The sequence below is a fragment of the Flavobacterium sp. CS20 genome (assembly GCF_018080005.1).
GTDB lineage: Bacteria > Bacteroidota > Bacteroidia > Flavobacteriales > Flavobacteriaceae > Psychroflexus.
In genome coordinates this window covers 681,866-706,586 of the sequence record NZ_CP073015.1, presented here as the reverse complement: position 1 = coordinate 706,586, position 24,721 = coordinate 681,866, and the positions used below count along the sequence as shown (strand labels likewise).

The 24,721-nt window shown below is 36.0% G+C and carries 27 protein-coding genes; 1 reads left to right on the top strand and 26 read right to left on the bottom strand.

Annotation, left to right across the window (positions count from 1 at the left end):
* Positions 1-305: 305 nt before the first annotated feature.
* The 4 genes from IGB25_RS03475 to IGB25_RS03460 form a co-directional block, all read right to left on the bottom strand.
* A complete protein-coding gene (locus IGB25_RS03475; RefSeq protein WP_211066182.1) occupies positions 306-1,178 on the bottom strand; it encodes a tyrosine-type recombinase/integrase in 873 nt (290 codons plus the stop codon).
* Positions 1,178-2,116 (bottom strand): tyrosine-type recombinase/integrase, encoded by a 939-nt coding sequence (locus IGB25_RS03470; RefSeq protein ID WP_211066181.1) that lies wholly within the window; start codon positions 2,114-2,116, stop codon positions 1,178-1,180. Before IGB25_RS03470 ends, IGB25_RS03475 begins: the two co-directional genes overlap by 1 nt.
* Positions 2,117-2,225: 109 nt before the next feature.
* A complete protein-coding gene (locus IGB25_RS03465) occupies positions 2,226-3,587 on the bottom strand; it encodes a winged helix-turn-helix transcriptional regulator (RefSeq protein WP_211066180.1) in 1,362 nt (453 codons plus the stop codon).
* Positions 3,584-4,861 (bottom strand): CHC2 zinc finger domain-containing protein, encoded by a 1,278-nt coding sequence (locus tag IGB25_RS03460; protein WP_211066179.1) that lies wholly within the window; start codon positions 4,859-4,861, stop codon positions 3,584-3,586. Before IGB25_RS03460 ends, IGB25_RS03465 begins: the two co-directional genes overlap by 4 nt.
* A 151-nt stretch (positions 4,862-5,012) precedes the next feature.
* Between IGB25_RS03460 and IGB25_RS03455 the strand changes: the two genes are divergently transcribed.
* The gene (locus tag IGB25_RS03455; RefSeq protein WP_211066178.1) at positions 5,013-5,354 is read left to right on the top strand and encodes a helix-turn-helix domain-containing protein; all 342 of its coding nucleotides are present in this window, start codon (positions 5,013-5,015) and stop codon (positions 5,352-5,354) included.
* A 27-nt stretch (positions 5,355-5,381) separates the two neighbouring features.
* Here IGB25_RS03455 and IGB25_RS03450 read toward each other — a convergent pair whose 3' ends face one another.
* From IGB25_RS03450 to IGB25_RS03350, 22 genes are all read right to left on the bottom strand, one after another.
* A complete protein-coding gene (locus tag IGB25_RS03450) occupies positions 5,382-5,846 on the bottom strand; it encodes a hypothetical protein (RefSeq protein WP_211066177.1) in 465 nt (154 codons plus the stop codon).
* 2 nt (positions 5,847-5,848) lie between these two features.
* Positions 5,849-7,204, bottom strand: a complete 1,356-nt coding sequence (locus IGB25_RS03445; protein ID WP_247653592.1) for an RHS repeat domain-containing protein — start codon at positions 7,202-7,204, stop codon at positions 5,849-5,851.
* Positions 7,179-8,069 (bottom strand): hypothetical protein, encoded by an 891-nt coding sequence (locus tag IGB25_RS03440; RefSeq protein ID WP_211066176.1) that lies wholly within the window; start codon positions 8,067-8,069, stop codon positions 7,179-7,181. The genes IGB25_RS03445 and IGB25_RS03440 overlap by 26 nt, the downstream gene beginning before the upstream one ends.
* A 223-nt stretch (positions 8,070-8,292) precedes the next feature.
* Positions 8,293-8,769 carry a hypothetical protein gene (locus IGB25_RS03435; RefSeq protein ID WP_211066175.1) on the bottom strand — a complete coding sequence of 159 codons (477 nt, stop codon included), beginning with the start codon at positions 8,767-8,769 and terminating at the stop codon, positions 8,293-8,295.
* Between the two features lie 62 nt (positions 8,770-8,831).
* Positions 8,832-10,601: an RHS repeat-associated core domain-containing protein gene (locus IGB25_RS03430; protein ID WP_247653591.1), complete on the bottom strand. Its 1,770-nt coding sequence runs from the start codon at positions 10,599-10,601 to the stop codon at positions 8,832-8,834.
* A gap of 549 nt (positions 10,602-11,150) precedes the next feature.
* On the bottom strand, positions 11,151-11,825 hold the full coding sequence (locus IGB25_RS03425; protein ID WP_211066174.1) for a hypothetical protein: 675 nt from the start codon (positions 11,823-11,825) through the stop codon (positions 11,151-11,153).
* Between the two features lie 20 nt (positions 11,826-11,845).
* The gene (locus tag IGB25_RS03420; protein WP_211066173.1) at positions 11,846-12,226 is read right to left on the bottom strand and encodes a hypothetical protein; all 381 of its coding nucleotides are present in this window, start codon (positions 12,224-12,226) and stop codon (positions 11,846-11,848) included.
* A gap of 129 nt (positions 12,227-12,355) precedes the next feature.
* Positions 12,356-13,000, bottom strand: a complete 645-nt coding sequence (locus IGB25_RS03415; protein ID WP_211066172.1) for an RHS repeat domain-containing protein — start codon at positions 12,998-13,000, stop codon at positions 12,356-12,358.
* A 211-nt stretch (positions 13,001-13,211) separates the two neighbouring features.
* Complete coding sequence (locus IGB25_RS03410; protein WP_211066171.1) at positions 13,212-13,604, bottom strand: hypothetical protein; 393 nt, start codon at positions 13,602-13,604, stop codon at positions 13,212-13,214.
* Positions 13,605-13,606: 2 nt separating this feature from the next.
* The gene (locus IGB25_RS03405; RefSeq protein ID WP_211066170.1) at positions 13,607-13,972 is read right to left on the bottom strand and encodes a hypothetical protein; all 366 of its coding nucleotides are present in this window, start codon (positions 13,970-13,972) and stop codon (positions 13,607-13,609) included.
* Positions 13,973-14,008: 36 nt separating this feature from the next.
* Positions 14,009-15,442 carry an RHS repeat domain-containing protein gene (locus IGB25_RS03400; protein ID WP_211066169.1) on the bottom strand — a complete coding sequence of 478 codons (1,434 nt, stop codon included), beginning with the start codon at positions 15,440-15,442 and terminating at the stop codon, positions 14,009-14,011.
* Positions 15,443-16,122: 680 nt separating this feature from the next.
* Entirely contained in the window at positions 16,123-16,536 is a 414-nt protein-coding gene (locus tag IGB25_RS03395) for a hypothetical protein (protein ID WP_211066168.1), read from the bottom strand.
* A gap of 36 nt (positions 16,537-16,572) precedes the next feature.
* Positions 16,573-17,271: an RHS repeat domain-containing protein gene (locus tag IGB25_RS03390; protein ID WP_247653590.1), complete on the bottom strand. Its 699-nt coding sequence runs from the start codon at positions 17,269-17,271 to the stop codon at positions 16,573-16,575.
* Complete coding sequence (locus tag IGB25_RS03385) at positions 17,268-17,612, bottom strand: hypothetical protein (RefSeq protein WP_211066167.1); 345 nt, start codon at positions 17,610-17,612, stop codon at positions 17,268-17,270. The genes IGB25_RS03390 and IGB25_RS03385 overlap by 4 nt, the downstream gene beginning before the upstream one ends.
* Entirely contained in the window at positions 17,612-17,935 is a 324-nt protein-coding gene (locus tag IGB25_RS03380) for a hypothetical protein (RefSeq protein WP_211066166.1), read from the bottom strand. Before IGB25_RS03380 ends, IGB25_RS03385 begins: the two co-directional genes overlap by 1 nt.
* A gap of 119 nt (positions 17,936-18,054) precedes the next feature.
* Positions 18,055-18,618 carry a hypothetical protein gene (locus tag IGB25_RS03375; protein ID WP_247653589.1) on the bottom strand — a complete coding sequence of 188 codons (564 nt, stop codon included), beginning with the start codon at positions 18,616-18,618 and terminating at the stop codon, positions 18,055-18,057.
* A complete protein-coding gene (locus IGB25_RS14650; RefSeq protein ID WP_247653588.1) occupies positions 18,587-20,119 on the bottom strand; it encodes an RHS repeat-associated core domain-containing protein in 1,533 nt (510 codons plus the stop codon). Before IGB25_RS14650 ends, IGB25_RS03375 begins: the two co-directional genes overlap by 32 nt.
* Positions 20,120-20,339: 220 nt before the next feature.
* Positions 20,340-20,942, bottom strand: a complete 603-nt coding sequence (locus tag IGB25_RS03370; RefSeq protein WP_211066140.1) for a hypothetical protein — start codon at positions 20,940-20,942, stop codon at positions 20,340-20,342.
* A 91-nt stretch (positions 20,943-21,033) separates the two neighbouring features.
* Positions 21,034-21,414 carry a hypothetical protein gene (locus IGB25_RS03365; RefSeq protein ID WP_211066139.1) on the bottom strand — a complete coding sequence of 127 codons (381 nt, stop codon included), beginning with the start codon at positions 21,412-21,414 and terminating at the stop codon, positions 21,034-21,036.
* A 44-nt stretch (positions 21,415-21,458) separates the two neighbouring features.
* Positions 21,459-22,205 (bottom strand): RHS repeat-associated core domain-containing protein, encoded by a 747-nt coding sequence (locus tag IGB25_RS03360; RefSeq protein ID WP_211066165.1) that lies wholly within the window; start codon positions 22,203-22,205, stop codon positions 21,459-21,461.
* A 710-nt stretch (positions 22,206-22,915) separates the two neighbouring features.
* Positions 22,916-23,896, bottom strand: a complete 981-nt coding sequence (locus IGB25_RS03355) for an RHS repeat-associated core domain-containing protein (RefSeq protein WP_211066164.1) — start codon at positions 23,894-23,896, stop codon at positions 22,916-22,918.
* A gap of 337 nt (positions 23,897-24,233) precedes the next feature.
* Complete coding sequence (locus IGB25_RS03350) at positions 24,234-24,404, bottom strand: hypothetical protein (protein WP_211066136.1); 171 nt, start codon at positions 24,402-24,404, stop codon at positions 24,234-24,236.
* Between the last annotated feature and the right edge of the window lie 317 nt (positions 24,405-24,721).

Sequence of the window (24,721 nt, the reverse complement as noted above, 5' to 3'; positions counted from 1 at the left end):
ATGCGTTGCGGCTGAACGAAGTGAAGTGAGGAACGAACGGAACAAAGTGAAGCGGCAAAAGCAGACAAAGTAGCCTGCCGTGACAACTGAGAGAGGAACGCAATAAAAGTGACAAGTTGCGGAGTTTACGGAGCACCCGTAGGGTTTTGCGACTCTTTTTTTGACCTTTAAAAAATCAACACTTTCAAAAAATGTGCTACAAAAGCTTGGCGATTTTATTTGCTGACGACCGAAGGCGGAACACCGCTTTTCCTGTGTTGGAAGCGGAGTTTTACGGAGCGTGAGCGTGGGCAAAAGTGCGTTGGCTATTGCAGTGGGTGTAATCGTTCAATGGCTGATTTCAGTTCCTCTAATCCTGTTTGTTTGTAGGCTTCCGTACTGGCTGTTCTTCTGTGTCCTGCAAATTCCTGAACGATTCTAATATCATTGTTTTCTTTGAGTAAATGTGCAATCACGGACTGTCTTATTTTAAGTGGGATTAACTTATTTTGCTTATCTCGGTTGTGATTTATCATTCGGTTGATGCCACCTTGCCAAAGCTGTAATCCTTCTTCATTCATCAAAAAATAGTCTGTCCGTTTGCTTGGTTTCTGCTTTCTCCAGTAACGTTTCCAGTCGTGTTTTTGGTAATTGTGGAACAGTAATATTTGATTGGGTTTCAGGCTTAGTTTCCTACCTTTGTTCTTTGCATTTGCTTTGATGTTTATTGTTCCGTTTTCAAGGTTTATATCGCTTACTTTCAGTTGGCTAATTTCTAAAACGGTTAGAGCTTGGTAGATGAGTAAACTAATGATGATTTTGTCCCGGGTTTGATGTTCCGGATTTTTACTTTTCCAGTTATCATACAGCTCTTGCAGTATTTCTTTTGGGTAAAGGCTTTCTACTTGGATTGCCCTGTTGATTTGGTCTTTTAAATACAGATACTGGCAAGGATGGTCTTTTCGCTTTCCTGTGGCTACTAAATACCGATAATAGATTTTAATAGCAAACAGATTGTTCCGAAGTGATTTAGGATGTAAATTTTGTTCTCTTAATAATCCGATGTAGTCTAAAACGTCCGTATAGCTTGCTTTTTCCGCTCTCTTTCCAACTGCCAGCAAATACCGATTGATAATGTTTTCATAGCTTCCAATACTGCTTTTACTGTACTCTTTTTGTAGATATTCTTTGAGTTCCATCAGATTAAGTTTTCTAATTGCTTTCTGCTGATATGCGTATAAATCTGCGTTGTTTCCAGTTGTGAGTGTCCTAAAAACATCCTCACTTGCTCAACTGGTATTCCTTGCTCTAAAAGGTGTGTGGCGATGGAGTGGCGTAAATTATGGATGGTGATTTGCTTTTCTTTGATTTCTTGGTTTTCGGTTCTTTCTACCAGTATTTTTAAGTGTTTGTTGTAAGTTCCTTTTCGCATTCTGCCACCTCTGGAATGAAGCATAAAAGCGGATTCATTGGGCTTGTAGTCTCGTCCTTTGGTTAAGTCTTCTCTTTCATTGTAGTAGTAATCTGCCAAGTCTTTTGCTACTCCATTTGATAGTGGCACAACTCTTCTTTTATTGCCTTTGCCTTTTGGGATGATGATTATTTTTTCCCGTAACCTGATGTCCTCAATATTGCAGTTTACAAGCTCTCCAACTCTTAACCCACATCCATAGGATAAACTTAAAATGGCTCGTTCCTGGGCGGTTTCTGATGCTTTGTAAAGTCGCTTGATTTCTTCCTGGTCTAATACCGTTCTTTCTTCTCTTGCTTGGGGATATGGGAACTTTAGAGTACTGCAAGGATTGATTTTTACTTTGCCCTCATTCTGCAACATAATGAACAGGTCTCGGATAATCCGCATATGGCTGTGCGTGGTTTTTTGGCTTAATATTCCTCCGTCTTTTTTGCTCGGTCTTTCGCTGATGTATTGGTAGTAATTTGTGATTTGTGAAGCTGTCGTTTTCTCTATTTTGGTGTAGCCTTGTTGTTCCATCCATTGCAGGAACTCACACAAATAATTCTTCCTTGCCTTGCGACCTTTGGCATTGTAGCCTAATCTCAAAATATATCGGTAAAAGCTTTCTGCCAGTTCCCTGTAATTTTCATTTACAACTATGATGTTTTTCGGTCTGCCCATACACATATACTTTTTGGAACAAGGAACAATCAGCGTATTTTAAACCTAAGCAGTTGTATCTGTTGGTTTTAGATTGTTCCAAGATTGTTCCGTATTGTTCCCTTTTTCCTTATTTGAGGTCATTTATCTGGTTGGTTAAATCGTCCTTTATCTTGGCTCTGATTTTTGCGTAGTTGTCCCAATAATCCACTTTGTAGCTGACCCTTCTTAAATTGTTGGAGTATTTGCTTGTGATGTATTCCATTGATTGTAACCGTCCAATATTTCTACTGCATTGGGCTTTACTGATGTTCAGGGCTTGGCGGATTTCTCTTTGCGTAAAGTCTTGATTGGGGTCTTTTAGGTATTCTTTCAGCCTTTCAAAAAACTGTCTTAGTGAGCCGTCCAGTTCATCTACTTTCAGCACTATGCTTTCAAACAAAATATCGCAAGCGGTCTGTAAATCTTCTTTTTCGGTAATTAACCTTCCTTGCTGGTCTCGTTTTCTGTTGTACTGGTTCAGCAGGGTTATTTGCTTTACAAAGCTTTGATAGAGTTCGTTTAATCTTCTGATTTTATGGGCTTCTTCGGGCAATCGTATTTTATTGGCATACAGGTTTACCACTTCATAAGGCTGTAACAATCGGATGCAGTTCTGTACAAAAACCTTGATTTTACTTTGTTCTTCTTTATTGATTAATCCTGCCGATACATTGTTTTGATATTGGATAACTTTTAAAGTCTGCTCTCTGCTTTCATCTACTGCGATTAAAAAACTCCTGCTGATATTGTCCTCATAGGTTTCGCCTTTGGTGGTACAGGATAGCGAAGCTATCGGGCCTCTTACGATTCTCTCGCCTCCTGTAATGCTTCCGTTCTTGTCTTTTAAACTGGTGGATGTCCGTAGTATTTCATTGCTCTGTAATTCCCTAACAGCAAGCTGTGCATCTTCTTTCAAGCCATCCATATCTTCAAAGCATACGAGCTTGTTCACAAAAAAATATTCGTCCTGGTTGTAAAAACTGTTGTCTGTTACTCTTGTGTATTTCTTTACATCTTCTGCCGGCATTAAATCGCTGATGATTTTTAACAGCCTTGTTTTTCCACTTCCGGAACTGCCTTGTATTAAGGCGTGTAAGGTGTCAGGCATTTTGTAAGAGCTTGCGATTACAAACAATAATATTCGGTTGGTTTCTTCTCCTGTAATTCCTGCTTTCCCGATTAGTTGATTGAACTTTTGTACTAACTCTTTTGATTTCAGGAACTCAATACATTTTGTGGCTGTGGCTGTGGGAACTTCAACTTTACTTTCTTTCCGTCCTTGTTTCTTATGCAGTTGCTTATCCTTGTAAAATTCCAGTAGGCTGGTCAGTTGCTCTAAATCTTTCTCGATTAAATCCTTTCTAAGCCCCAGTTTTTCCGCTACTGTCTTACAGGTCTTTTCTACTTGGTTAAACTCGTACAAGTCCAGTTTTAAAGTAATGTTCCTCATTTGATTTGTATTTGCAAGGTGATTTTTAAGCTATCCAGTTGATTGATGTTGAAGCCCTTTATTTGGTAGTTGGCTTCATTGCCCTGGTATTTCAAGTTGTAAGGATTGTTGGTGTCCAGTCCTGTTTTTACTTCTTCAGTAGGCTTTTCTTTTTCAACTGGGATTGTTTCTATTTCTTCAGTACGCTGTGCGACTTCTTCCGATGAAAATAAAAGGTTGTATTCCTTTCGGGTATTGACCAAGTGGTGCAAAATGTCCCCGCTATGTCCTTGCAATAAGCTGTTTACATCTTCATTTTCGGGAACTTGTACGTTTGATATGGTTACACTTGGATAATCCGCTTTGAGCATTGGGGCGTATTTCTCTACCGCTTTTATTCCTGCCTGGTCGCCATTTAAAAAGAAGATGATTTCTTCAAGCTCTTGCAGATCCTTGATGGCTTTTTGATGTTCCTCTGTTAATCCATTCGTGCCGAACAATGCCAATACTTCATAGTTGCTTTTGATTTTTTCCTGCTCCAACAAGGTAGCTGCATCAATAATACTTTCGGTTAATATCAGCCGTCTTGTGGTGGGTTTCGGATAATTTGGGTAAAGTCCTTGCCTGTATCTTAGATAAAAATGACGTTGCTTTTTATCTTCTAAAGTACTTCTAAAATAAAGGCTTACTATTTGGTTCTGTTTGTTTTTGAGTGCGAACACCAAGCCCCATTTTCCAAAAGGTTTGTAGGCGGGGTTTCCTGTTCTGCTTTTTGTTCCCAAGTCCAAGAGCAGTCCATATTTCAAACAGCTATTTATCAAAGCTTCATCTTTTCTTGTGCCGTGATGGAACTGACCACTATTATAACCGACTTCGGTTTTTGTAAAATTTAAACATCTACTTTCTAAATATTCCTGTGCTGGCTTGCTGTTGTGTATGGCATTCTTGAAGTAGGTAAACATTTTCGTGAGTACTGCTATTCGGGTTAGTTCTGCCGTTGGTTGCTTATGGGTTTCGGTATTGCTCGTAATCATTGATTGGGCTTTTAGGATGGCTTCCCTTTTCGTTAAATTCTCCTTGTGCATTATGAAGTCTATCACGTCCAAACTCTTGCCGTGGGTTTTGCAGTTTGATGAGAAGCAGTAGCACGTATGTGTTTTGTAATACACTTGCAGACTTGGGGTTTTGTCGTTGTGGAACGGACAATTCAACCGCAGTTGCTTATCGGGTTTTAAATGGTAATAGTGTAATACCTGTGCTAAGGTTAATTGCTCTTTGATTTCGTGTATTTCCATCTTGAAAAATTTTTATCCGACAATATTTGGAACAAAACTACAAGATGTATTTCAAACTACAAAATATTTATGGTTTTTACTTTCCATTATTTGTCCATATCTTTGCTTTTACAGACTTATAACTGTGTTTTTATACCATAAATATTACAATATGGCAAGTTTCGGAAGTAAATTAAAAGAGTGCAGAAGTGAAAAAGGACTTTCACAAACTGAGCTGGCTAAACAAATAGATACCTATCATTCCATAATCGGTAAATATGAACGTGATGAAGTAAAACCTACTATTGACGTGGTAAAGAAGCTCGCCAATGTATTAGATACTACCGTAGGTTATTTGCTCGGTGAGACCGAAGAACGAGAACTCTTAAAAGACCCCTCTATGCTTAGGCGTTTGAACGATATTGCCAAGTTCCCCGATAAAGACAAGGATTGCATCCTTTATACGCTCGATGCAATGATTAACAATGTAAAGCTTAAAGGATTGAACGTATAATGAAAAAGCCCAGTTAAGGGGCTTTTGCTATTTTCCGTATAGTCTTGTTTTATCTATTAGCTCAATTAAATCTGGACTATAATATTGCTTTTCTCCTTTCTTATCTTTTGGGACAAGCTCGAAAGATAAAAATTGAACTTCTAATTCTTTAGTAGAACTATTCTCCTCTGTAGCGTATGAAGATTTACCGATAGCCCAGAAAGTTGAAGGATTAAACCCTACAATTCTGTCACTTACATTTGTTCCATCTGACTCAACAACAATAGGTTTTGAGTGAGCTTTTTCAAAAGTTTGTTTAGTTATATACCCTATACCATTTTCGTCAACTTTCAAAATATCTTTATTCACATTAGATAGAACTAATGTAATTTGTCCTTGGTAATTTTTCGGAACTGTAATTGTCAATTTCGTTGGATAAAACAATTTAAACATCAAATAAATTATCAATATTAAAGCTACGGTTCCAACCACTATTTTATACTTTCCTTTCATAATCAATAGCGTTTATAAAATGAAGGAGCTGGTCTCAAATGCTTGTAATCGTAAACAGGAATAAATCCATCATCCATTGGGTTTCTTGGTATTCTTACTCCTGTCTGTGTTTTAATTATACCGTGAGTATTTCTAAATGATGGCTGATTATACTTAAATAATTGAGAGCCGTTTACAGACAAGGTCGCTGATGGGAATATGTCAGTAGCACCTGTAACAGATAAATTATTGCCCGATAGACTAAAATTAGCTTGTTGTGCCACATTCACAATATCAAATCCCATCATATTTAAACCAAACTCCTCACTTGGAGACACACTTGCGTGCTGTTCAAAGTTTAAATTATAGGTGGCTAATGTTCCATCTGCATTTTTAGTCTGACTGTATGAGAATTTATTTTGGTCTGCTCCTAAGCCTTCAAAGTAATCTCTCGCTTTTCCTATTGGGGTTTTTCCAATTTGTATGCTTTTAGTAGCTGTGATTCCTGTCAATTCTCCACTACTATTCTCATTTCCTGTTAGTTTTATTGTAGATGTTAATTTATCTCCAGCAGGACTTGGCAATAAAGGTGGGTTAGGTCCATCCCAAAGGTCTGCATCAATGTAGCTATTAAATGTAAATGTTAGTGTTTTTCCTAAATAGGTTTCTCCTGCTTTAGTAGATGCTTGGTCATTTGCGTTTTTGTCCCAGTAAATACTTCCATCTTTTCTTTTTACCCAATCATCAGGAGCAAGCCCCAGTGGGTCTACAAAACGAAGTGGATTATTGAATACAAAATTGTATGGTGACCAAGAAGGCATTGTGCTTGCTAAGGGGTCAACACTCAACCATAAACTGGTTTTAGGGTTATAATAGCGGACGCCGTAATAATAGTTGCCCGTTTCCTGATCAAATTCTTTGCCGTTGTATTTGTAACGGGTGTTGTGGGAATTGAGGTGTTCATCGGTGAGGAGCTCACCAAATGGCAAATATTCGGCGTGTTGGCTAATGTCCCCGTCATAATTTGATACATAATTTGAAGAACCGAGATGGTCACTGTGAAAATAAAACACTTCTATATGTTGCAGGTCGCCGGCATAGCCGTGAGCAAAATTATTTGAACTTGTTGTGACGTTTTCATCTTCTGATATGTCAACCGTTTCACTTTCAAGTGGTGGTATATCAAAGGCTTGTAAAATACGGTTTCTTCTTTCATTAAGATGGTTAAAATTCTGCCCGTCTTCATCGGGGTCTTGTAAAACATCTATCAGGTTTATTCCATCGGCATTGGCTAAATTGGCAAGGGGTATAATTTGTTTTGAATAAAAACCAAATCGCTCACTGGTTCCAATTTTACTTAGCCACTCTTTGGCTACCAATATGATAATGTTTAGTATAAGACAAGGCTTGATCTCTAACTATAAACTTTAAGACCTTGGTAGTAATCATCCCATCCGGATAGATATAAGTCTCCGTTTTACGCGCATTGCCAACGTCCTTTGCATTGCTATGAATATCAACTTGTTGATATAGATATTTGATAATCCGTTCACCACCAGCATCGTAGGTATAAGTGGCAATAGGATGGTCACTTTCTTCAGAATACGGATTAAGATCTACAGCCATAAGTCTATTTTCTTCATCCCAAAGGTAATGAATTTTTGTGATTTCTTCTTCTCCTATACCTTCTATCACTTTTGTAAGATTACCGTTGGCGTCATGTTTTATGTTTTGGTTTTTTATTCTTGGGTCATCTTGACTGTCGCAACAATTTACTCCTGTGGGTTGTTCTTTTATTTCTCTCACGGCATGCGGTTGAGTGTAACCATAGTTAGAACCCGCTATGAGACCTCCATCGTCGTCGTAGGTATAATCTAATTGATAGCTGTTATTCTTTACTACGCTAGCATTTTCCATTGGTTCATTGAGATCACTTACCGGTTTATTTAGGTGGGTCTGTGTTTTGTTTATGAAGTTTCTACTCGGATCTTGAGCATCGTAGGTTAAATCAAGATTATATTCATGTTTAAGAAAGGGGTTGCCACCTTGACTTTGAGTATTGACTACATCATTTGGCCCTGTATAACTTCCGGATGCAGAGGTAAGTCGGTTGAAATTATCGTAAGAAAAATTATAATTGACAGAGTCGATAAGATCACTTGTAGTTGAGCTAGGCTTCGTTATCCAAACTATATGATATTTACAATCATATGTTGTGTGTGATGTTTTTCTGTAATTTTGCACATATCAAAAATATAAAAAAACTAAAGTCTTCGCCTAAAGGCGAGAGATTTTCCTCCCCCAGAATGATACATTAATGAATTCTTTAAAATAGCTAATATGTGAAGTCGTTACAGACTCCTATGATGATTTATGCTTCTTACGTAGTTGTAAAGCTGCGAAGTCTGTGACTTCGCAGAGCGGGGCTTCGCAGAGCGGGCTATCGGGGATTTCCAACAATTATAAATTAATTGCAAATTTCAGTAACCTTATCTTTATCATCTATACCATAAGCTGATTCAATAACATCAAACTTTTCAATATTTTCTTTGCATATAAAAACATCCCAAGTTGGATTATTTGAAAGCACTATAACAGGTTTATGTTTTTTAAACTCATCTATATCTGACAAACTAACCCAAAGAGAGTCTTTCTTTAACTGCTCTTTTATACCTTCAGGTATTTGCCTTTCTTTATCAAAGAAAAACAGGCTAACATCTCCCTTGCCTTGTCTGTGAATATATTTATACGGAAGGTTTAAGTTTTCATTTAAAATACTCGAACTATATAAAACGTACTTATAATAATTGCTTTTTTCATCACTTCCTCTTTCTATGTGTATACAGAGATGCTCACTATCGTCTTCTTTGAATTTCTCAACATAAGAGAAAGCAATTTCTGTTAATTTATCTTCTAATTGAATATTATTACTCTTATTTTTCATATCGTTCTTTTGTGAATTACAAGAAAAAAAGAAAAATATTAGAACAGTATTTAATATAATGTTTAGTCTCCCCATCTTATATAAGTTCCATCAGTTTTAATAAGTCCAATACCACCCCATCCACCTAACACTACGCCAGGTATTTGTAAAGTTTTAGTAGTGTTTCTATCTCCAGTTGAAGGTTTTGAGCTTCCGTAACCTGCAGACATAATATCTGGATGTGTGTGAAACGAAGAATTTGCCTTGTATTTATTACCACCTAAACTTAATTCTTTATTCTTAATGCTGTATGAATCACTATTTATAAAATTCTCTAATCCCTTTGCCTTATGAGGTTGGCTCTCTTTGTATCTTGAAATATACATATCATCAAATCCTTTATCAGAATCTAAAATAAAACCTCCTATCTCTTTATTTACAGCAACCGATAAGTCTAACGTAAATTTCATATAAGAGTGAAAGTCTTTTTTGTCTTTCACATCTAATAATAATCCATTTTCCTCAATATTGAGACCATCGGAAAGATAGCCTTTATTCACTTTGCCTACATAAACATCATCAGAATCAACCAATGTGTCAAAATTATCATCAGTTGTTTTGATAAGCGTAATATTTCCGTCTTTATCTAATTTATAATCATCTAAAGGTTGTTGTACCTCCATATCGAGGGCACCATCAGGATCAATTCTATTCAGCGGATTATTTTGAACAAAGTTGTACGGTGTCATACCAGGGCGTTCCTCCGCCAACGGGTCAACACTCAGCCATAAACTGTTTTTGGGGTTATAATAGCGGGCGCCGTAATAATAGTTGCCCGTTTCCTGGTCAAATTCTTTGCCGTTGTATTTGTAACGGGTGTTGTGGGAATTGAGGTGTTCATCGGTGAGGAGCTCACCAAATGGTAAATATTCGGCGTGTTGGCTAATGTCCCCATCATAATTTGATACATAATTTGAAGAACCGAGATGGTCACTGTGAAAATAAAACACTTCTACATGTTGCAAGTCGCCGGCATAGCCGTGAGCAAAATTATCTGAACCCTGTGTGACGTTTTCATCTTCTGATATGTCAACCGTTTCACTTTCAAGTGGTGGTATATCAAAGGCTTGTAAAATACGGTTTCTTCTTTCATTAAGATGGTTAAAATTCTGCCCGTCTTCATCGGGGTCTTGTAAAACATCTATCAGGTTTATTCCATCGGCATTGGCTAAATTGGCAAGGGGTATAATTTGTTCTGAATAAAAACCAAATCGCTCACTGGTTCCAATTTTACTAGCCACTCTTTGGCTACCAATATGATAATGTTTAGTATAAGACAAGGCTTGATCTCTAACTATAAACTTTAAGACCTTGGTAGTAATCATCCCATCCGGATAGATATAAGTCTCCGTTTTACGCGCATTGCCAACGTCCTTTGCATTGCTATGAATATCAACTTGTTGATATAGATATTTGATAATCCGTTCACCACCAGCATCGTAGGTATAAGTGGCAATAGGATGGTCACTTTCTTCAGAATACGGATTAAGATCTACAGCCATAAGTCTATTTTCTTCATCCCAAAGGTAATGAATTTTTGTGATTTCTTCTTCTCCTATACCTTCTATCACTTTTGTAAGATTACCGTTGGCGTCATGTTTTATGTTTTGGTTTTTTATTCTTGGGTCATCTTGACTGTCGCAACAATTTACTCCTGTGGGTTGTTCTTTTATTTCTCTCACGGCATGCGGTTGAGTGTAACCATAGTTAGAACCCGCTATAAGACCTCCATCGTCGTCGTAGGTATAATCTAATTGATAGCTGTTATTCTTTACTACGCTAGCATTTTCCATTGGTTCATTGAGATCACTTACCGGTTTATTTAGGTGGGTCTGTGTTTTGTTTATGAAGTTTCTACTCGGATCTTGAGCATCGTAGGTTAAATCAAGATTATATTCATGTTTAAGAAAGGGGTTGCCACCTTGACTTTGAGTATTGACTACATCATTTGGCCTGTATAACTTCCGGATGCAGAGGTAAGTCGGTTGAAATTATCGTAAGAAAAATTATAATTGACAGAGTCGATAAGATCACTTGTCGTTGAGCTAGGCTTCGTTATCCAAACTATATGATATTTACAATCATATGTTGTGTGTGATGTTTTTCTGTAATTTTGCACATATCAAAAATATAAAAAAACTAAAGTCTTCGCCTAAAGGCGAGAGATTTTCCTCCCCCAGAATGATACATTAATGAATTCTTTAAAATAGCTAATATGTGAAGTCGTTACAGACTCCTATGATGATTTATGCTTCTTACGTAGTTGTAAAGCTTCGAAGTCTCAGACTTCGCAGAGCGAAGTATGAATGCGACTCATCATCTCTAACAGTAGTATTATGCTTTTAATCTGTGAGAACTTTTATCAATATCTTGCCTGTATCTAAATCTTTCCATTTTATCCAACCTGAATAGGTCTTGTTACTTTCAATTAATTTTACTTCTAACTTTAACCAATTATCTTGTATTTCTTTTGGACTGATATGATAGTTGTTAGAAGAATTTATTTCTAATGGCTTACCAGCGATAGTTTCAAGTATAGGGTTTTCTTTGTCATTAAATTCTACGGAATAAGCATTTAAAATATAATCCCTCCAAGTATAAAATACTAATGGTTCTTGATTTTTTATATCAATGAATTTTTCTAACCCAGTTTCTTCATTTACAACTACTTTATAAAAATTATCTCTGGTAGATGTTGTGCGTAAAGCTAAAGTAAAAGTGTCTGGATGAAAGGCAAAAGGTCGGAACGACTCGTTATAAAAATCATATTTGCCATCACTATCGTTATACTTAAATGAAAATTGATACCAAATTGTTCCATCTTCATTAAGTATTTCTAATGTGTCGGCAATATTAAAATCTTTCTTTAAAGTTATTAAACCATTTTTATTTGAAAAATTAGAAGTGTCAATTTTTCTTACCACTGCTTGTGCTTTGGCATCCAAAGACCACTGTATTATTTTTTCTTTACAACTAAGTATAGAAAATAAAATAAGAAAGCTTAAAATATGATTCATAATTATTAATATCTAATTCTTTATCTCATTCCTTGTAAACTACTATCAATAGGCATAACAGGCGGTAATTGATTAGTATTAAAAATATTATTAGTGTTGGTGCTTCTCCCCAAATGACCGTGGTCGTTATGATTGCTTATAGATGTAGGACCATCTAAATTGCCACTTGTTCCTTGGTAATTCGTATCAAAACCGAAAGTGTTTGCTCTATCATAAACAGTTTGATTATTTTGAGTGCTAAAGCTACTACTATTAAAAGCATTCCCTGATTGAAAACTTTCTCCATTAGTATCTAAATATCTAAAATCTACATCTAAACCAGAGCGATTACCATTATGACCGTGACCACTGTGATGACTAAATCCAGCTTGCCAAGGATCACTACCATTTGATGAAGACATATCACCTAAGTCGATAGAAAGGTTTTCTGCATCTAGAGAGTTTACTAATCCATAAAGAGTCTTGCTGTTTCTGGTGTTACATAATGATCTCCTGAACCTACAGTTTCAGAACCTGATTGACCTCCTGCATCATTTTATGCCATATCTTCCAAAATTTGAACCAGAAGCTGGGAACTCTACCATCCCATTTGTATTTTCTGTTAACGTCCCTGCTAAAGAAAAATCTGAAATATAATTTCCTGTTGTTCCTGTATTTTGAACATAAAACTGATGAGCTCCTTCTTGTTCAATACGGTCGATTGTTCCATCATTTCTAATAAAGAAAATATCCTCAGGAGCCCTGCCATCTGGATCAATGTATCGGATTGGGTTATTAAAAGTATAATTGTACGGCGACCAGCTCGGCATCTGTTCGGCTAACGGGTCAACACTCAACCATAAACTGGTTTTAGGATTATAATACCTCGCGCCGTAGTAATAGTTGCCCGTTTCCTGGTCAAATTCTTTGCCGTTGTATTTGTAACGGGTATTGTGGGAATTGAGGTGTTCATCGGTGATGAGGCTACCAAATGGCAAATATTCGGCGTGTTGGCTAATGTCCCCGTCATAATTTGATACATAATTTGAAGAACCGAGATGGTCACTGTGAAAATAAAACACTTCTATATGTTGCAGGTCGCCGGCATAGCCGTGAGCAAAATTATCTGAACTTGCTGAGCAAAGTTTAAAGCTTCGTTCAGGCTGATAAACCTGATTTATTTCCATATAATACATATACGCTTTTTTTTACCATCTTCAGTACCGTTTTAGTCTCGTATTTTTACAGCCTAAATTGCTAAATATGATGGCAATATAAACAAATCACTGTATTCTTTAAAATGGCTGATGTGTGAAGTCGTTACAGACCCTATGATGATTTATGCTTCTTACGTAGTTGTAAAGTCGCGAAGTCACAGACTTCGCAGAGTGGGGTGGCTTTTCTTTATTAATCTTCTATTTTTAAATAAAACACCTTTCTGTCTTTGTCTATTATGATTTTATTTCCATCAAAAGGCAACAAACTAGGCATAAGTGATGTTTGATTAAATTTGCCATCCTTTGGTTTTGCTAAATCTTCTAAATCAAAATCATAATTTAAATACAAATTCATAAAATCAATTTTGTTACCTTTTACAGACCATTTGTTTTCATTTACTCCAAAAAGCTCTCCTGTCTTAAAATATATTTTTTGAGTGTACTCATTATTTTCATACAAGTAAAGCGTATCATTTGTATTTACTGATGGGGTTTTAACATAAATACCTACTAAATCTTTTTTTGAATAACTACACCCAAAAAATATAAGCAAGAACAACAAGTAAACTAATAAATTTCTCATAGTTAATCTTCTACATTATTATCTATCCATATATATGTTTGATTTGTAGTACTTTGCTTAGGCTGTGTGCCTGAACCAGTTCGATTTATATTATTTATCCAAGGTAAATGATAATAGAATGATTCCTTTGTCTTTTGGTCTGTTATTATTGTTAAACGTTGGTTGTTTCCTATATCATAAAAACTAGCTCCTCCTGAACCCATCATTTGCATAGTCATATTAGTTCCTGAAAGCAACAATCCAGAAAGTCCAAAATCTATTGGAATATATTTTTTTGAAATCTTATTATCAAAATCCCAAGCTTTGGCTTTTAAATAATCGTTTCTTGCTCCGTGATAAAGATTACTTGTTCTAATATCTTTAATCATATTGTTATCTCTACCAAAAAACAGACTATTCTCAGGTCATATGCCTGATTGCCATTCATCATATACAGACTCCCAGTTAGTACTTTCATCTCTTTGTGTGTATCCTCTCATAAATCTTGAGTCAGAAATCCAATTAGTAAAACCATTATTGGTATTTACTATTTCAGTTTGCCCTTTCTTATCGCCATCTAGATGATGGTTAAAATCTATACCGACATCATCTCCTAGTGTCGATACTTTTGTTTTAACTTCATTTCCGTCTTTATCGTGAGTAATTTCATATTCACCATCAACAGACATAGGTGCTCTCCCATCAGGGTCTATCATATTGATGGGGTTGTTCATCACAAAATTGTACGGACTCCACCCCGGGAACTTCTCCGCCAACGGGTCAACACTCAGCCATAAACTGTTTTTGGGGTTATAATAGCGGGCGCCGTAATAATAGTTGCCCGTTTCCTGGTCAAATTCTTTGCCGTTGTATTTGTAACGGGTGTTGTGGGAATTGAGGTGTTCATCGGTGAGGAGCTCACCAAATGGTAAATATTCGGCGTGTTGGCTAATGTCCCCATCATAATTTGATACATAATTTGAAGAACCGAGATGGTCACTGTGAAAATAAAACACTTCTACATGTTGCAAGTCGCCGGCATAGCCGTGAGCAAAATTATCTGAACCCTGTGTGACGTTTTCATCTTCTGATATGTCAACCGTTTCACTTTCAAGTGGTGGTATATCAAAGGCTTGTAAAATACGGTTTCTTCTTTCATTAAGATGGTTAAAATTCTGCCCGTCTTCATCGGGGTCTTGTAAAACATCTATCAGGTTTATTCCATCGGCATTGGCTAAATTGGCAAGGGGTATAATTTGTTCTGAATAAAAACCAAATCGCTCACTGGTTCCAATTTTACTAGCCACTCTTTGGCTACCAATATGATAATGTTTAGTATAAGACAAGGCTTGATCTCTAACTATAAACTTTAAGACCTTGGTAGTAATCATCCCATCCGGATAGATATAAGTCTCCGTTTTACGCGCATTGCCAACGTCCTTTGCATTGCTATGAATATCAACTTGTTGATATAGATATTTGATAATCCGTTCACCACCAGCATCGTAGGTATAAGTGGCAATAGGATGGTCACTTTCTTCAGAATACGGATTAAAATCTACAGCCATAAGTCTATTTTCTTCATCCCAAAGGTAATGAATTTTTGTGATTTCTTCTTCTCCTATACCTTCTATCACTTTTGTAAGATTACCGTTGGCGTCATGTTTTATGTTTTGGTTTTTTATTCTTGGGTCATCTTGACTGTCGCAACAATTTACTCCTGTGGGTTGTTCTTTTATTTCTCTCACGGCATGCGGTTGAGTGTAACCATAGTTAGAACCCGCTATAAGACCTCCATCGTCGTCGTAGGTATAATCTAATTGATAGCTGTTATTCTTTACTACGCTAGCATTTTCCATTGGTTCATTGAGATCACTTACCGGTTTATTTAGGTGGGTCTGTGTTTTGTTTATGAAGTTTCTACTCGGATCTTGAGCATCGTAGGTTAAATCAAGATTATATTCATGTTTAAGAAAGGGGTTGCCACCTTGACTTTGAGTATTGACTACATCATTTGGCCTGTATAACTTCCGGATGCAGAGGTAAGTCGGTTGAAATTATCGTAAGAAAAATTATAATTGACAGGTCCGATAAGATCACTTGTCGTTGAGCTAGGCTTCGTTATCCAAACTATATGATATTTACAATCATATGTTGTGTGTGATGTTTTTCTGTAATTTTGCACATATCAAAAATATAAAAAAACTAAAGTCTTCGCCTAAAGGCGAGAGATTTTCCTCCCCAGAATGATACATTAATGAATTCTTTAAAATAGCTAATATGTGAAGTCGTTACAGACTCCTATGATGATTTATGCTTCTTACGTAGTTGTAAAGCTTCGAAGTCACAGACTTCGCAGAGCGGGATTATCTACTTGGCGAGACAGAAGAAAGAGAGCTGTTAAAAGACCCTACAATGCTTAGGCGTTTAAATGATATTGCTAAATTTCCAGAGAACGACAAAAATTGTATTCTCTATACCATTGATGCAATGATTAATAATGTGAAGCTTAAAGGATTGAACGTATAAAAAAAGCCCCCTATTCGGTGACCTTATCAATCTTTCTAAGGTTTATTGTGTGTTTACCTTTTGTAACTATCTTATTGTCATTACTCAATGGATAAAAATAATCGCACTCGCTCGGAACTGACGAGTTAAAGATGTTATTCCCCTTTGCTATGATATAATTATCTCCCAGTTCTATTTTAAGAATAGGATTTTTACTGTTTGCAATTTTAGCAATAAGATTGTCTCCTATAACTTCAATATCCAAAACCCCCATTTTATTGGTCATTATTTGAAATTGAGCCTTTGAAATAAATATTGTATCATTCATAACCTTTTTGACTGTTTCTTCTGTTTGTGTTGCCTTACTATTTTTATTCTGACCACTACAACTATTTAGGGTCATAATAACCAGACTGACCAGTATTAATGCCTTGAACTGTACCATAACTTGGAATTTTTGATTGTAAATCTGAAAGTTTCATCACCTCTGGTTTAAGATACCATCCATTTTTTGTATAAACATAAGGCGTACCATCTTGGCTTCTGCCATAAAACACTGCACCGTCTGCACGTTATTTCCTCCATCAGCAAAACGTAATACAGTCTTGCCGAATTGAGCATTTGGCTCTGTTGTAGAAGTATAATCACTCTTTAAATTTGCGTCAAATGTGCTTCCTACAGGTATACCAACCCCTACTTTTATTTCTTTCCCTTGACTTCCCGCACAAGCAGAACCCCAACAGTTATAATTGTCTTCAGGCGTAGCTCCTGTCGTACTTGTTCCTGCAATTGCCTTATCTAAAGTAAGATCGCTTGTAGAATTTTCAATGGATCTCGTATAAACATTATCTAACTCAACTTTATCTCCAATTTTCAATGTAGATTTTCCATTATTATCAATATATCCTTGATCTTGTAGTTGTTTTTCTGCTTCTGAATAAGATATTCCTTGAAAATCTGCTAATGTCTGTGCATTATCTCCCTTTTCTGCAATTAAATTTCCTTCACTATCGGGAACCCATTCAGGTGCACGACCATCGGGGTCTATGAAGTTTATGGGGTTGTTCATCACAAAATTGTACGGACTCCAACCAGGAAACTTCTCCGCTAACGGGTCAACACTCAACCATAAACTGGTTTTGGGGTTATAATAGCGAAATAGCATTTCAATGGTTTTCAATCCTTTTTCTTTGGTCTAAAATACGTCTTGCCTCCGACTTCAAACTTTTCCATTGGCTCTGCTGGATTAAATTTAAGGTCAATATTAATTACAACCAATAAAATTATCGGTGCTCGATAGTGTGGTTTTGTATATTCAGTTTCATTAGTTAATTCTATAAGTTCTCTTATAGCTTCTTGATTATTATAGCCGTGATTCATTACTCTATTTAAAAGAACTGCATATTTGTAGTATGGGTCGTTTTTATATTCTTCTATCTTAGTTAGTACATCATAAGGACATTTAGAAAAAACAGCATTATTTATGATATAAAGATTAAAATCAAACCCTTTATCCTCCATTAATGATATAGCTTTATTGTAAAAATTTTCATATGTGTCTTTTTTTCGTTTTCAATTTTAGAAAATAAATCCAGATAACTCTCTTTTTTGGTATTATTTATCAGCTTGTGTGCTATTAATTGTTGCTCAATTTCCTGCATAAAACTATAAAAATCAAAAGGGGTTTTTCCGTAGGATTCTTTAGCATATTTATTGACCACCTCATTGATACAGTCTTTTAAGCCAATTTCAACAGGATTATTATTTTGTGCATTACAAGATGAAAATGAAGTGAAAATGATTGCATTGATAGTAAATATCTTTATTATTCTAATTATTTTCATTTCCGATTTTTAGTTTTTAAATGTGTTATTGATGATATAATTATATCTCGGTGGTTTTCTTTCCAAGCGTTTCATAGCCTTATTTGAATTTGAACTATGTATGCGTATGTCATAATCTCTCATACGCGCTCCTGTATTTGGGTGGTAAAGAGGAATCTCATATTATCCTGATTTGAAAATAGTGATGTCCTTCCAGCAGGTTTTGCTCGCAATGGGCTAATCCCAAGTGCCGTAGCTGTACTGCTTTTATCAAAAGTGGCTGACCGATATAAAGGAATCGCATAATTAACTGAAAAGCTGTCATCTCCCACGTTCATTTTAGCCCAACCAGACATTACATCTTTATATTGAGTGTTGGAATAATAATCGGTAGATAAAAATGCCCAACCACCTTCCGAACTGGTGTGGTCTCTTGCAAATAAAAAATGGTCAAACCGTCTTTGTGAACTTTTTCCTTCGGGCGAGCTTAAATCCAGTTTCATTACTTCACTTCCTGTGGCGACTTTTACATTGCTTCCTGAGATTTCCCCATTTTCCATAGTACTATATAGGTTGTCCGCTACGTCTTGGTCTAAATCATATTGGCTTGCCAAAGTAGAGGCGTTATCCCCTTTTTCAGCGATATATGATGTAGAACCGTCTTCATTAACTTTAGGTATCCAGTCCGATTGTTCTGGTGCCATCCCCGTTGGGTCTGTATAACAGAATCGGATTATTCATCGTATAGTTGTATGGTGACCATTCGGGGTATTTCTCCGTCAACGGGTCAACACTCAACCATAAACTGGTTTTAGGATTATAATAGCGGGCACCGTAATAATAGTTGCCCGTTTCCTGGTCAAATTCTTTGCCGTTGTATTTGTAACGGGTATTGTGGGAATTGAGGTGTTCATCGGTCAGGAGCTCACCAAATGGCAAATATTCCGCGTGTTGGCTAATGTCCCCATCATAATTTGACATATAATTTGAAGAACCGAGATGGTCACTGTGAAAATAAAACACTTCTACATGTTGCAGGTCGCCGGCATAGCCGTGAGCAAAATTATTTGAACTTGTTGTGACGTTTTCATCTTCTGATATGTCAACCGTTTCACTTTCAAGTGGTGGTATATCAAAGGCTTGTAAAATACGGTTTCTTCTTTCATTAAGATGGTTAAAATTCTGCCCGTCTTCATCGGGGTCTTGTAAAACATCTATCAGGTTTATTCCATCGGCATTGGCTAAATTGGCAAGGGGTATAATTTGTTTTGAATAAAAACCAAATCGCTCACTGGTTCCAATTTTACTAGCCACTCTTTGGCTACCAATATGATAATGTTTAGTATAAGACAAGGCTTGATCTCTAACTATAAACTTTAAGACCTTGGTAGTAATCATCCCATCCGGATAGATATAAGTCTCCGTTTTACGCGCATTGCCAACGTCCTTTGCATTGCTATGAATATCAACTTGTTGATATAGATATTTGATAATCCGTTCACCACCAGCATCGTAGGTATAAGTGGCAATAGGATGGTCACTTTCTTCAGAATACGGATTAAGATCTACAGCCATAAGTCTATTTTCTTCATCCCAAAGGTAATGAATTTTTGTGATTTCTTCTTCTCCTATACCTTCTATCACTTTTGTAAGATTACCGTTGGCGTCATGTTTTATGTTTTGGTTTTTTATTCTTGGGTCATCTTGACTGTCGCAACAATTTACTCCTGTGGGTTGTTCTTTTATTTCTCTCACGGCATGCGGTTGAGTGTAACCATAGTTAGAACCCGCTATGAGACCTCCATCGTCGTCGTAGGTATAATCTAATTGATAGCTGTTATTCTTTACTACGCTAGCATTTTCCATTGGTTCATTGAGATCACTTACCGGTTTATTTAGGTGGGTCTGTGTTTTGTTTATGAAGTTTCTACTCGGATCTTGAGCATCGTAGGTTAAATCAAGATTATATTCATGTTTAAGAAAGGGGTTGCCACCTTGACTTTGAGTATTGACTACATCATTTGGCCCTGTATAACTTCCGGATGCAGAGGTAAGTCGGTTGAAATTATCGTAAGAAAAATTATAATTGACAGGTCCGATAAGATCACTTGTCGTTGAGCTAGGAAGTGCTTGCTCAGGTGATAGCGTTGATATGATATTTACAATCATATGTTGTGTGTGATGTTTTTCTGTAATTTTGCACATATCAAAAATATAAAAAAACTAAAGTCTTCGCCTAAAGGCGAGGGATTTTCCTCCCCAGAATGATACATTAATGAATTCTTTAAAATAGCTAATATGTGAAGTCGTTACAGACTCCTATGATGATTTATGCTTCTTACGTAGTTGTAAAGCTTCGAAGTCACAGACTTCGCAGAGCGAAGTATGAATGCGACTCATCATCTCTAACAGTAGTATTATGCTTTTAATCTGTGAGAACTTTTATCAATATCTTGCCTGTATCTAAATCTTTCCATTTTATCCAACCTGAATAGGTCTTGTTACTTTCAATTAATTTTACTTCTAACTTTAACCAATTATCTTGTATTTCTTTTGGACTGATATGATAGTTGTTAGAAGAATTTATTTCTAATGGCTTACCAGCGATAGTTTCAAGTATAGGGTTTTCTTTGTCATTAAATTCTACGGAATAAGCATTTAAAATATAATCCCTCCAAGTATAAAATACTAATGGTTCTTGATTTTTTATATCAATGAATTTTTCTAACCCAGTTTCTTCATTTACAACTACTTTATAAAAATTATCTCTGGTAGATGTTGTGCGTAAAGCTAAAGTAAAAGTGTCTGGATGAAAGGCAAAAGGTCGGAACGACTCGTTATAAAAATCATATTTGCCATCACTATCGTTATACTTAAATGAAAATTGATACCAAATTGTTCCATCTTCATTAAGTATTTCTAATGTGTCGGCAATATTAAAATCTTTCTTTAAAGTTATTAAACCATTTTTATTTGAAAAATTAGAAGTGTCAATTTTTCTTACCACTGCTTGTGCTTTGGCATCCAAAGACCCTGTATTATTTTTTCTTTACAACTAAGTATAGAAAATAAAATAAGAAAGCTTAAAATATGATTCATAATTATTAATATCTAATTCTTTATCTCATTCCTTGTAAACTACTATCAATAGGCATAACAGGCGGTAATTGATTAGTATTAAAAATATTATTAGTGTTGGTGCTTCTCCCCAAATGACCGTGGTCGTTATGATTGCTTATAGATGTAGGACCATCTAAATTGCCACTTGTTCCTTGGTAATTCGTATCAAAACCGAAAGTGTTTGCTCTATCATAAACAGTTTGATTATTTTGAGTGCTAAAGCTACTACTATTAAAAGCATTCCCTGATTGAAAACTTTCTCCATTAGTATCTAAATATCTAAAATCTACATCTAAACCAGAGCGATTAGCATTATGACCGTGACCACTGTGATGACTAAATCCAGCTTGCCAAGGATCACTACCATTTGATGAAGACATATCACCTAAGTCGATAGAAAGGTTTTCTGCATCTAGAGAGTTTACTAATCCATAAAGAGTCTTGCTGTTTCTGGTGTTACATAATGATCTCCTGAACCTACAGTTTCAGAACCTGATTGACCTCCTGCATCATTTGTACCATATCTTCCAAAATTTGAACCAGAAGCTGGGAACTCTACCATCCCATTTGTATTTTCTGTTAACGTCCCTGCTAAAGAAAAATCTGAAATATAATTTCCTGTTGTTCCTGTATTTTGAACATAAAACTGATGAGCTCCTTCTTGTTCAATACGGTCGATTGTTCCATCATTTCTAATAAAGAAAATATCCTCAGGAGCCCTGCCATCTGGATCAATGTATCGGATTGGGTTATTAAAAGTATAATTGTACGGCGACCAGCTCGGCATCTGTTCGGCTAACGGGTCAACACTCAACCATAAACTGGTTTTAGGTTTATAATACCTGGCGCCGTAGTAATAGTTGCCCGTTTCCTGGTCAAATTCTTTGCCGTTGTATTTGTAACGGGTGTTGTGGGAATTGAGGTGTTCATCGGTGAGGAGCTCACCAAATGGTAAATATTCGGCGTGTTGGCTAATGTCCCCATCATAATTTGATACATAATTTGAAGAACCGAGATGGTCACTGTGAAAATAAAACACTTCTACATGTTGCAAGTCGCCGGCATAGCCGTGAGCAAAATTATTTGAACTTGTTGTGTTAAGTTTTAAACTCCGATTAGAGTGATAAACCTGATTTATCTCCATATAATACATACCCGCTTCTTTTACCATCTTCAGTACGTTTTAGTTTCGTATTTTGTAGCCTTCATTGCTGAACATGATGGCAATATAAGCAAATCAATGAATTCTTTAAAATAGCTAATATGTGAAGTCGTTACAGACTCCTATGATGATTTATGCTTCTTACGTAGTTGTAAAGCTTCGAAGTCACAGACTTCGCAGAGCGGGGTAATTTTGAGGCTTCGAAGTCACAGACTTCGCGGGGCGGGATAAAGTTCCTGATGAAATTACCATTGTAGATAAGTCTACTAACGAACGCCTTAAATTAATTGCTCAACTGGACGAAGAAGATAAAAATGCTATTTTTCGCATTATTGATGGAATGCTTACCAAAAGTAAGTTCAAGGATTTCTTTAATAAAAATGTAGCGACTTTGTAAAAGCAAAAAAGCCCTGCATTCCTGCAAAGTTTGATTTTTAATTTGATTGTTTTTTAGGTTTTATTAAAAGCCATAATAAGTAAATCATTGACAGAATACCCACTATATTAGGCAGGTCACTTTCAAAAAAGGATGTCCAAAACCCCATATCCCTATTTTTATTTAAAAAGTCAAAAAAGCCTGTAATCATCTTGAAAAAAATCGAATAGACTAGAATTAACACTATTAAAATTTTGACTATTAATTTCATTTTACTCTTGTTTTGTTTTCTCTGATTCTATAATTTTTTGGTCTAAATTATCCCAAAACTTCCTTCCACCATCTATCGGACTCTGTGTTTAAAAGATGTAGTTTCTTCTCCTGATTCCTCTCTAATAGTAGCATTTGCATTTTCTAATTCCCCATAACCTAAATTTGTATCAAACCAAAACAAAACAGGGTCATCTGTATTTTGATAATCAATATTATAAGTAGCATCATTATCACCTACTTCAATATCATCAACTTGGAAGGTGTTAATCATTACATTAGTCTGAACCTCCCAGCCTTTCTCTTCTAAATATTTCTCTACTCCTTTTGAATAGGCTCCACCCATACTATGTGATACCATATTAAAAACTTCACCCTCAGACATTCCTTCAATTAAAGTTTCATAGTTATTTTTTGCCCACTCATAACCTTGGTTTGTTCTACCACTTGCAGATGAAAAGTAGCTATAATCAGTATTTACAAAATAAGCTTTATCATCATACAAATAGTCTTTAGCTCCTTGTACAAAACTATTGTTCCAATAGGCTTTACCTCCTGAAGGTGAACCGCCTCCTAGCTTACCATTAATGAATATAATTTTTCTACCATCAGGATCAATTGCATTTATTGGATTGTTAGCCACATATGCATATGGTGATATTAATGGATATTCGTGTGCGAGAGGATCGACACTCAGCCATAAACTGGTTTTGGGGTTATAATAGCGGACGCCGTAATAATAGTTGCCCGTTTCCTGGTCAAATTCTTTGCCGTTGTATTTGTAACGGGTATTGTGGGAATTGAGGTGTTCATCGGTGAGGAGCTCACCAAATGGCAAATATTCGGCGTGTTGGCTGATGTCCCCATCGTAATTTGATACATAATTTGAAGAACCGAGATGGTCACTGTGAAAATAAAACACTTCTACATGTTGCAGGTCGCCGGCATAGCCGTGAGCAAAATTATTTGAACTTGTTGTGTTAAGTTTTAAACTCCGATTAGAGTGATAAACCTGATTTATCTCCATATAATACATACCCGCTTCTTTTACCATCTTCAGTACGTTTTAGTTTCGTATTTTGTAGCCTTCATTGCTGAACATGATGGCAATATAAGCAAATCAATGAATTCTTTAAAATAGCTAATATGTGAAGTCGTTACAGACTCTGTGATGCTTTATGCTTTTTACGTAGTTGTAAAGCTTCGAAGTCACAGACTTCGCAGAGCGGGTTTTCCATTATTATCAATATATCCTTGATCTTGTAGTTGTTTTTCTGCTTCTGAATAAGATATTCCTTGAAAATCTGCTAATGTCTGTGCATTATCTCCCTTTTCTGCAATTAAATTTCCTTCACTATCGGGAACCCATTCAGGTGCACGACCATCGGGATTTATTTGTTTTCATAAACGCTATCTAATTCAATCATTTTAATCGGTTCTGAATTTACGTATAATGATGTGAAATTTATGATACCCTCCTTTTCTTGGATATTTCTCACTATTAAAGGCAAATCAAAACTATCATCAATCATTAAAAAATCATAACCCTTATAGTTTATCAATTCCCAATTTCTTTTAAGGTTTCCATAGTGTTTGCTTACAAGAACCGAACTGTTTAAAAATGTTACGGTATCCGTTAGTTTTTGGTAATCAACACGGAATGACTTACCTTTTAAAGGTATTTTCTTTTTTGATATATTTTTTAGGAATCTGACAGCTTTTTGTACACCATTTTTGTCCCGTCATAATCTTCAAAAACCAAACTATCTTTTGACCTATTAATCACATTAAATGTAATAGTGTCATCAACTATCAGCTTTTTCCCTTTTACCGTATATATCCCTCCATAATTACTATTTGGAAAATTTTTCACCCCTTG

Coding starts and splice junctions, on each gene's coding strand:
- IGB25_RS03475 (WP_211066182.1), bottom strand. CDS start 1,178: ATGGAACTCAAAGAATATCTACAAAAAGAGTACAGTAAAAGCAGTATT.
- IGB25_RS03470 (WP_211066181.1), bottom strand. CDS start 2,116: ATGGGCAGACCGAAAAACATCATAGTTGTAAATGAAAATTACAGGGAA.
- IGB25_RS03465 (WP_211066180.1), bottom strand. CDS start 3,587: ATGAGGAACATTACTTTAAAACTGGACTTGTACGAGTTTAACCAAGTA.
- IGB25_RS03460 (WP_211066179.1), bottom strand. CDS start 4,861: ATGGAAATACACGAAATCAAAGAGCAATTAACCTTAGCACAGGTATTA.
- IGB25_RS03455 (WP_211066178.1), top strand. CDS start 5,013: ATGGCAAGTTTCGGAAGTAAATTAAAAGAGTGCAGAAGTGAAAAAGGA.
- IGB25_RS03450 (WP_211066177.1), bottom strand. CDS start 5,846: ATGAAAGGAAAGTATAAAATAGTGGTTGGAACCGTAGCTTTAATATTG.
- IGB25_RS03435 (WP_211066175.1), bottom strand. CDS start 8,769: ATGAAAAATAAGAGTAATAATATTCAATTAGAAGATAAATTAACAGAA.
- IGB25_RS03430 (WP_247653591.1), bottom strand. CDS start 10,601: ATGGAAAATGCTAGCGTAGTAAAGAATAACAGCTATCAATTAGATTAT.
- IGB25_RS03425 (WP_211066174.1), bottom strand. CDS start 11,825: ATGAATCATATTTTAAGCTTTCTTATTTTATTTTCTATACTTAGTTGT.
- IGB25_RS03420 (WP_211066173.1), bottom strand. CDS start 12,226: ATGTCTTCATCAAATGGTAGTGATCCTTGGCAAGCTGGATTTAGTCAT.
- IGB25_RS03415 (WP_211066172.1), bottom strand. CDS start 13,000: ATGTATTATATGGAAATAAATCAGGTTTATCAGCCTGAACGAAGCTTT.
- IGB25_RS03410 (WP_211066171.1), bottom strand. CDS start 13,604: ATGAGAAATTTATTAGTTTACTTGTTGTTCTTGCTTATATTTTTTGGG.
- IGB25_RS03405 (WP_211066170.1), bottom strand. CDS start 13,972: ATGATTAAAGATATTAGAACAAGTAATCTTTATCACGGAGCAAGAAAC.
- IGB25_RS03400 (WP_211066169.1), bottom strand. CDS start 15,442: ATGGAAAATGCTAGCGTAGTAAAGAATAACAGCTATCAATTAGATTAT.
- IGB25_RS03395 (WP_211066168.1), bottom strand. CDS start 16,536: ATGGTACAGTTCAAGGCATTAATACTGGTCAGTCTGGTTATTATGACC.
- IGB25_RS03385 (WP_211066167.1), bottom strand. CDS start 17,612: ATGGAGGATAAAGGGTTTGATTTTAATCTTTATATCATAAATAATGCT.
- IGB25_RS03380 (WP_211066166.1), bottom strand. CDS start 17,935: ATGAAAATAATTAGAATAATAAAGATATTTACTATCAATGCAATCATT.
- IGB25_RS03375 (WP_247653589.1), bottom strand. CDS start 18,618: ATGGCACCAGAACAATCGGACTGGATACCTAAAGTTAATGAAGACGGT.
- IGB25_RS14650 (WP_247653588.1), bottom strand. CDS start 20,119: ATGTGCAAAATTACAGAAAAACATCACACACAACATATGATTGTAAAT.
- IGB25_RS03365 (WP_211066139.1), bottom strand. CDS start 21,414: ATGTCTTCATCAAATGGTAGTGATCCTTGGCAAGCTGGATTTAGTCAT.
- IGB25_RS03360 (WP_211066165.1), bottom strand. CDS start 22,205: ATGGTAAAAGAAGCGGGTATGTATTATATGGAGATAAATCAGGTTTAT.
- IGB25_RS03355 (WP_211066164.1), bottom strand. CDS start 23,896: ATGGTAAAAGAAGCGGGTATGTATTATATGGAGATAAATCAGGTTTAT.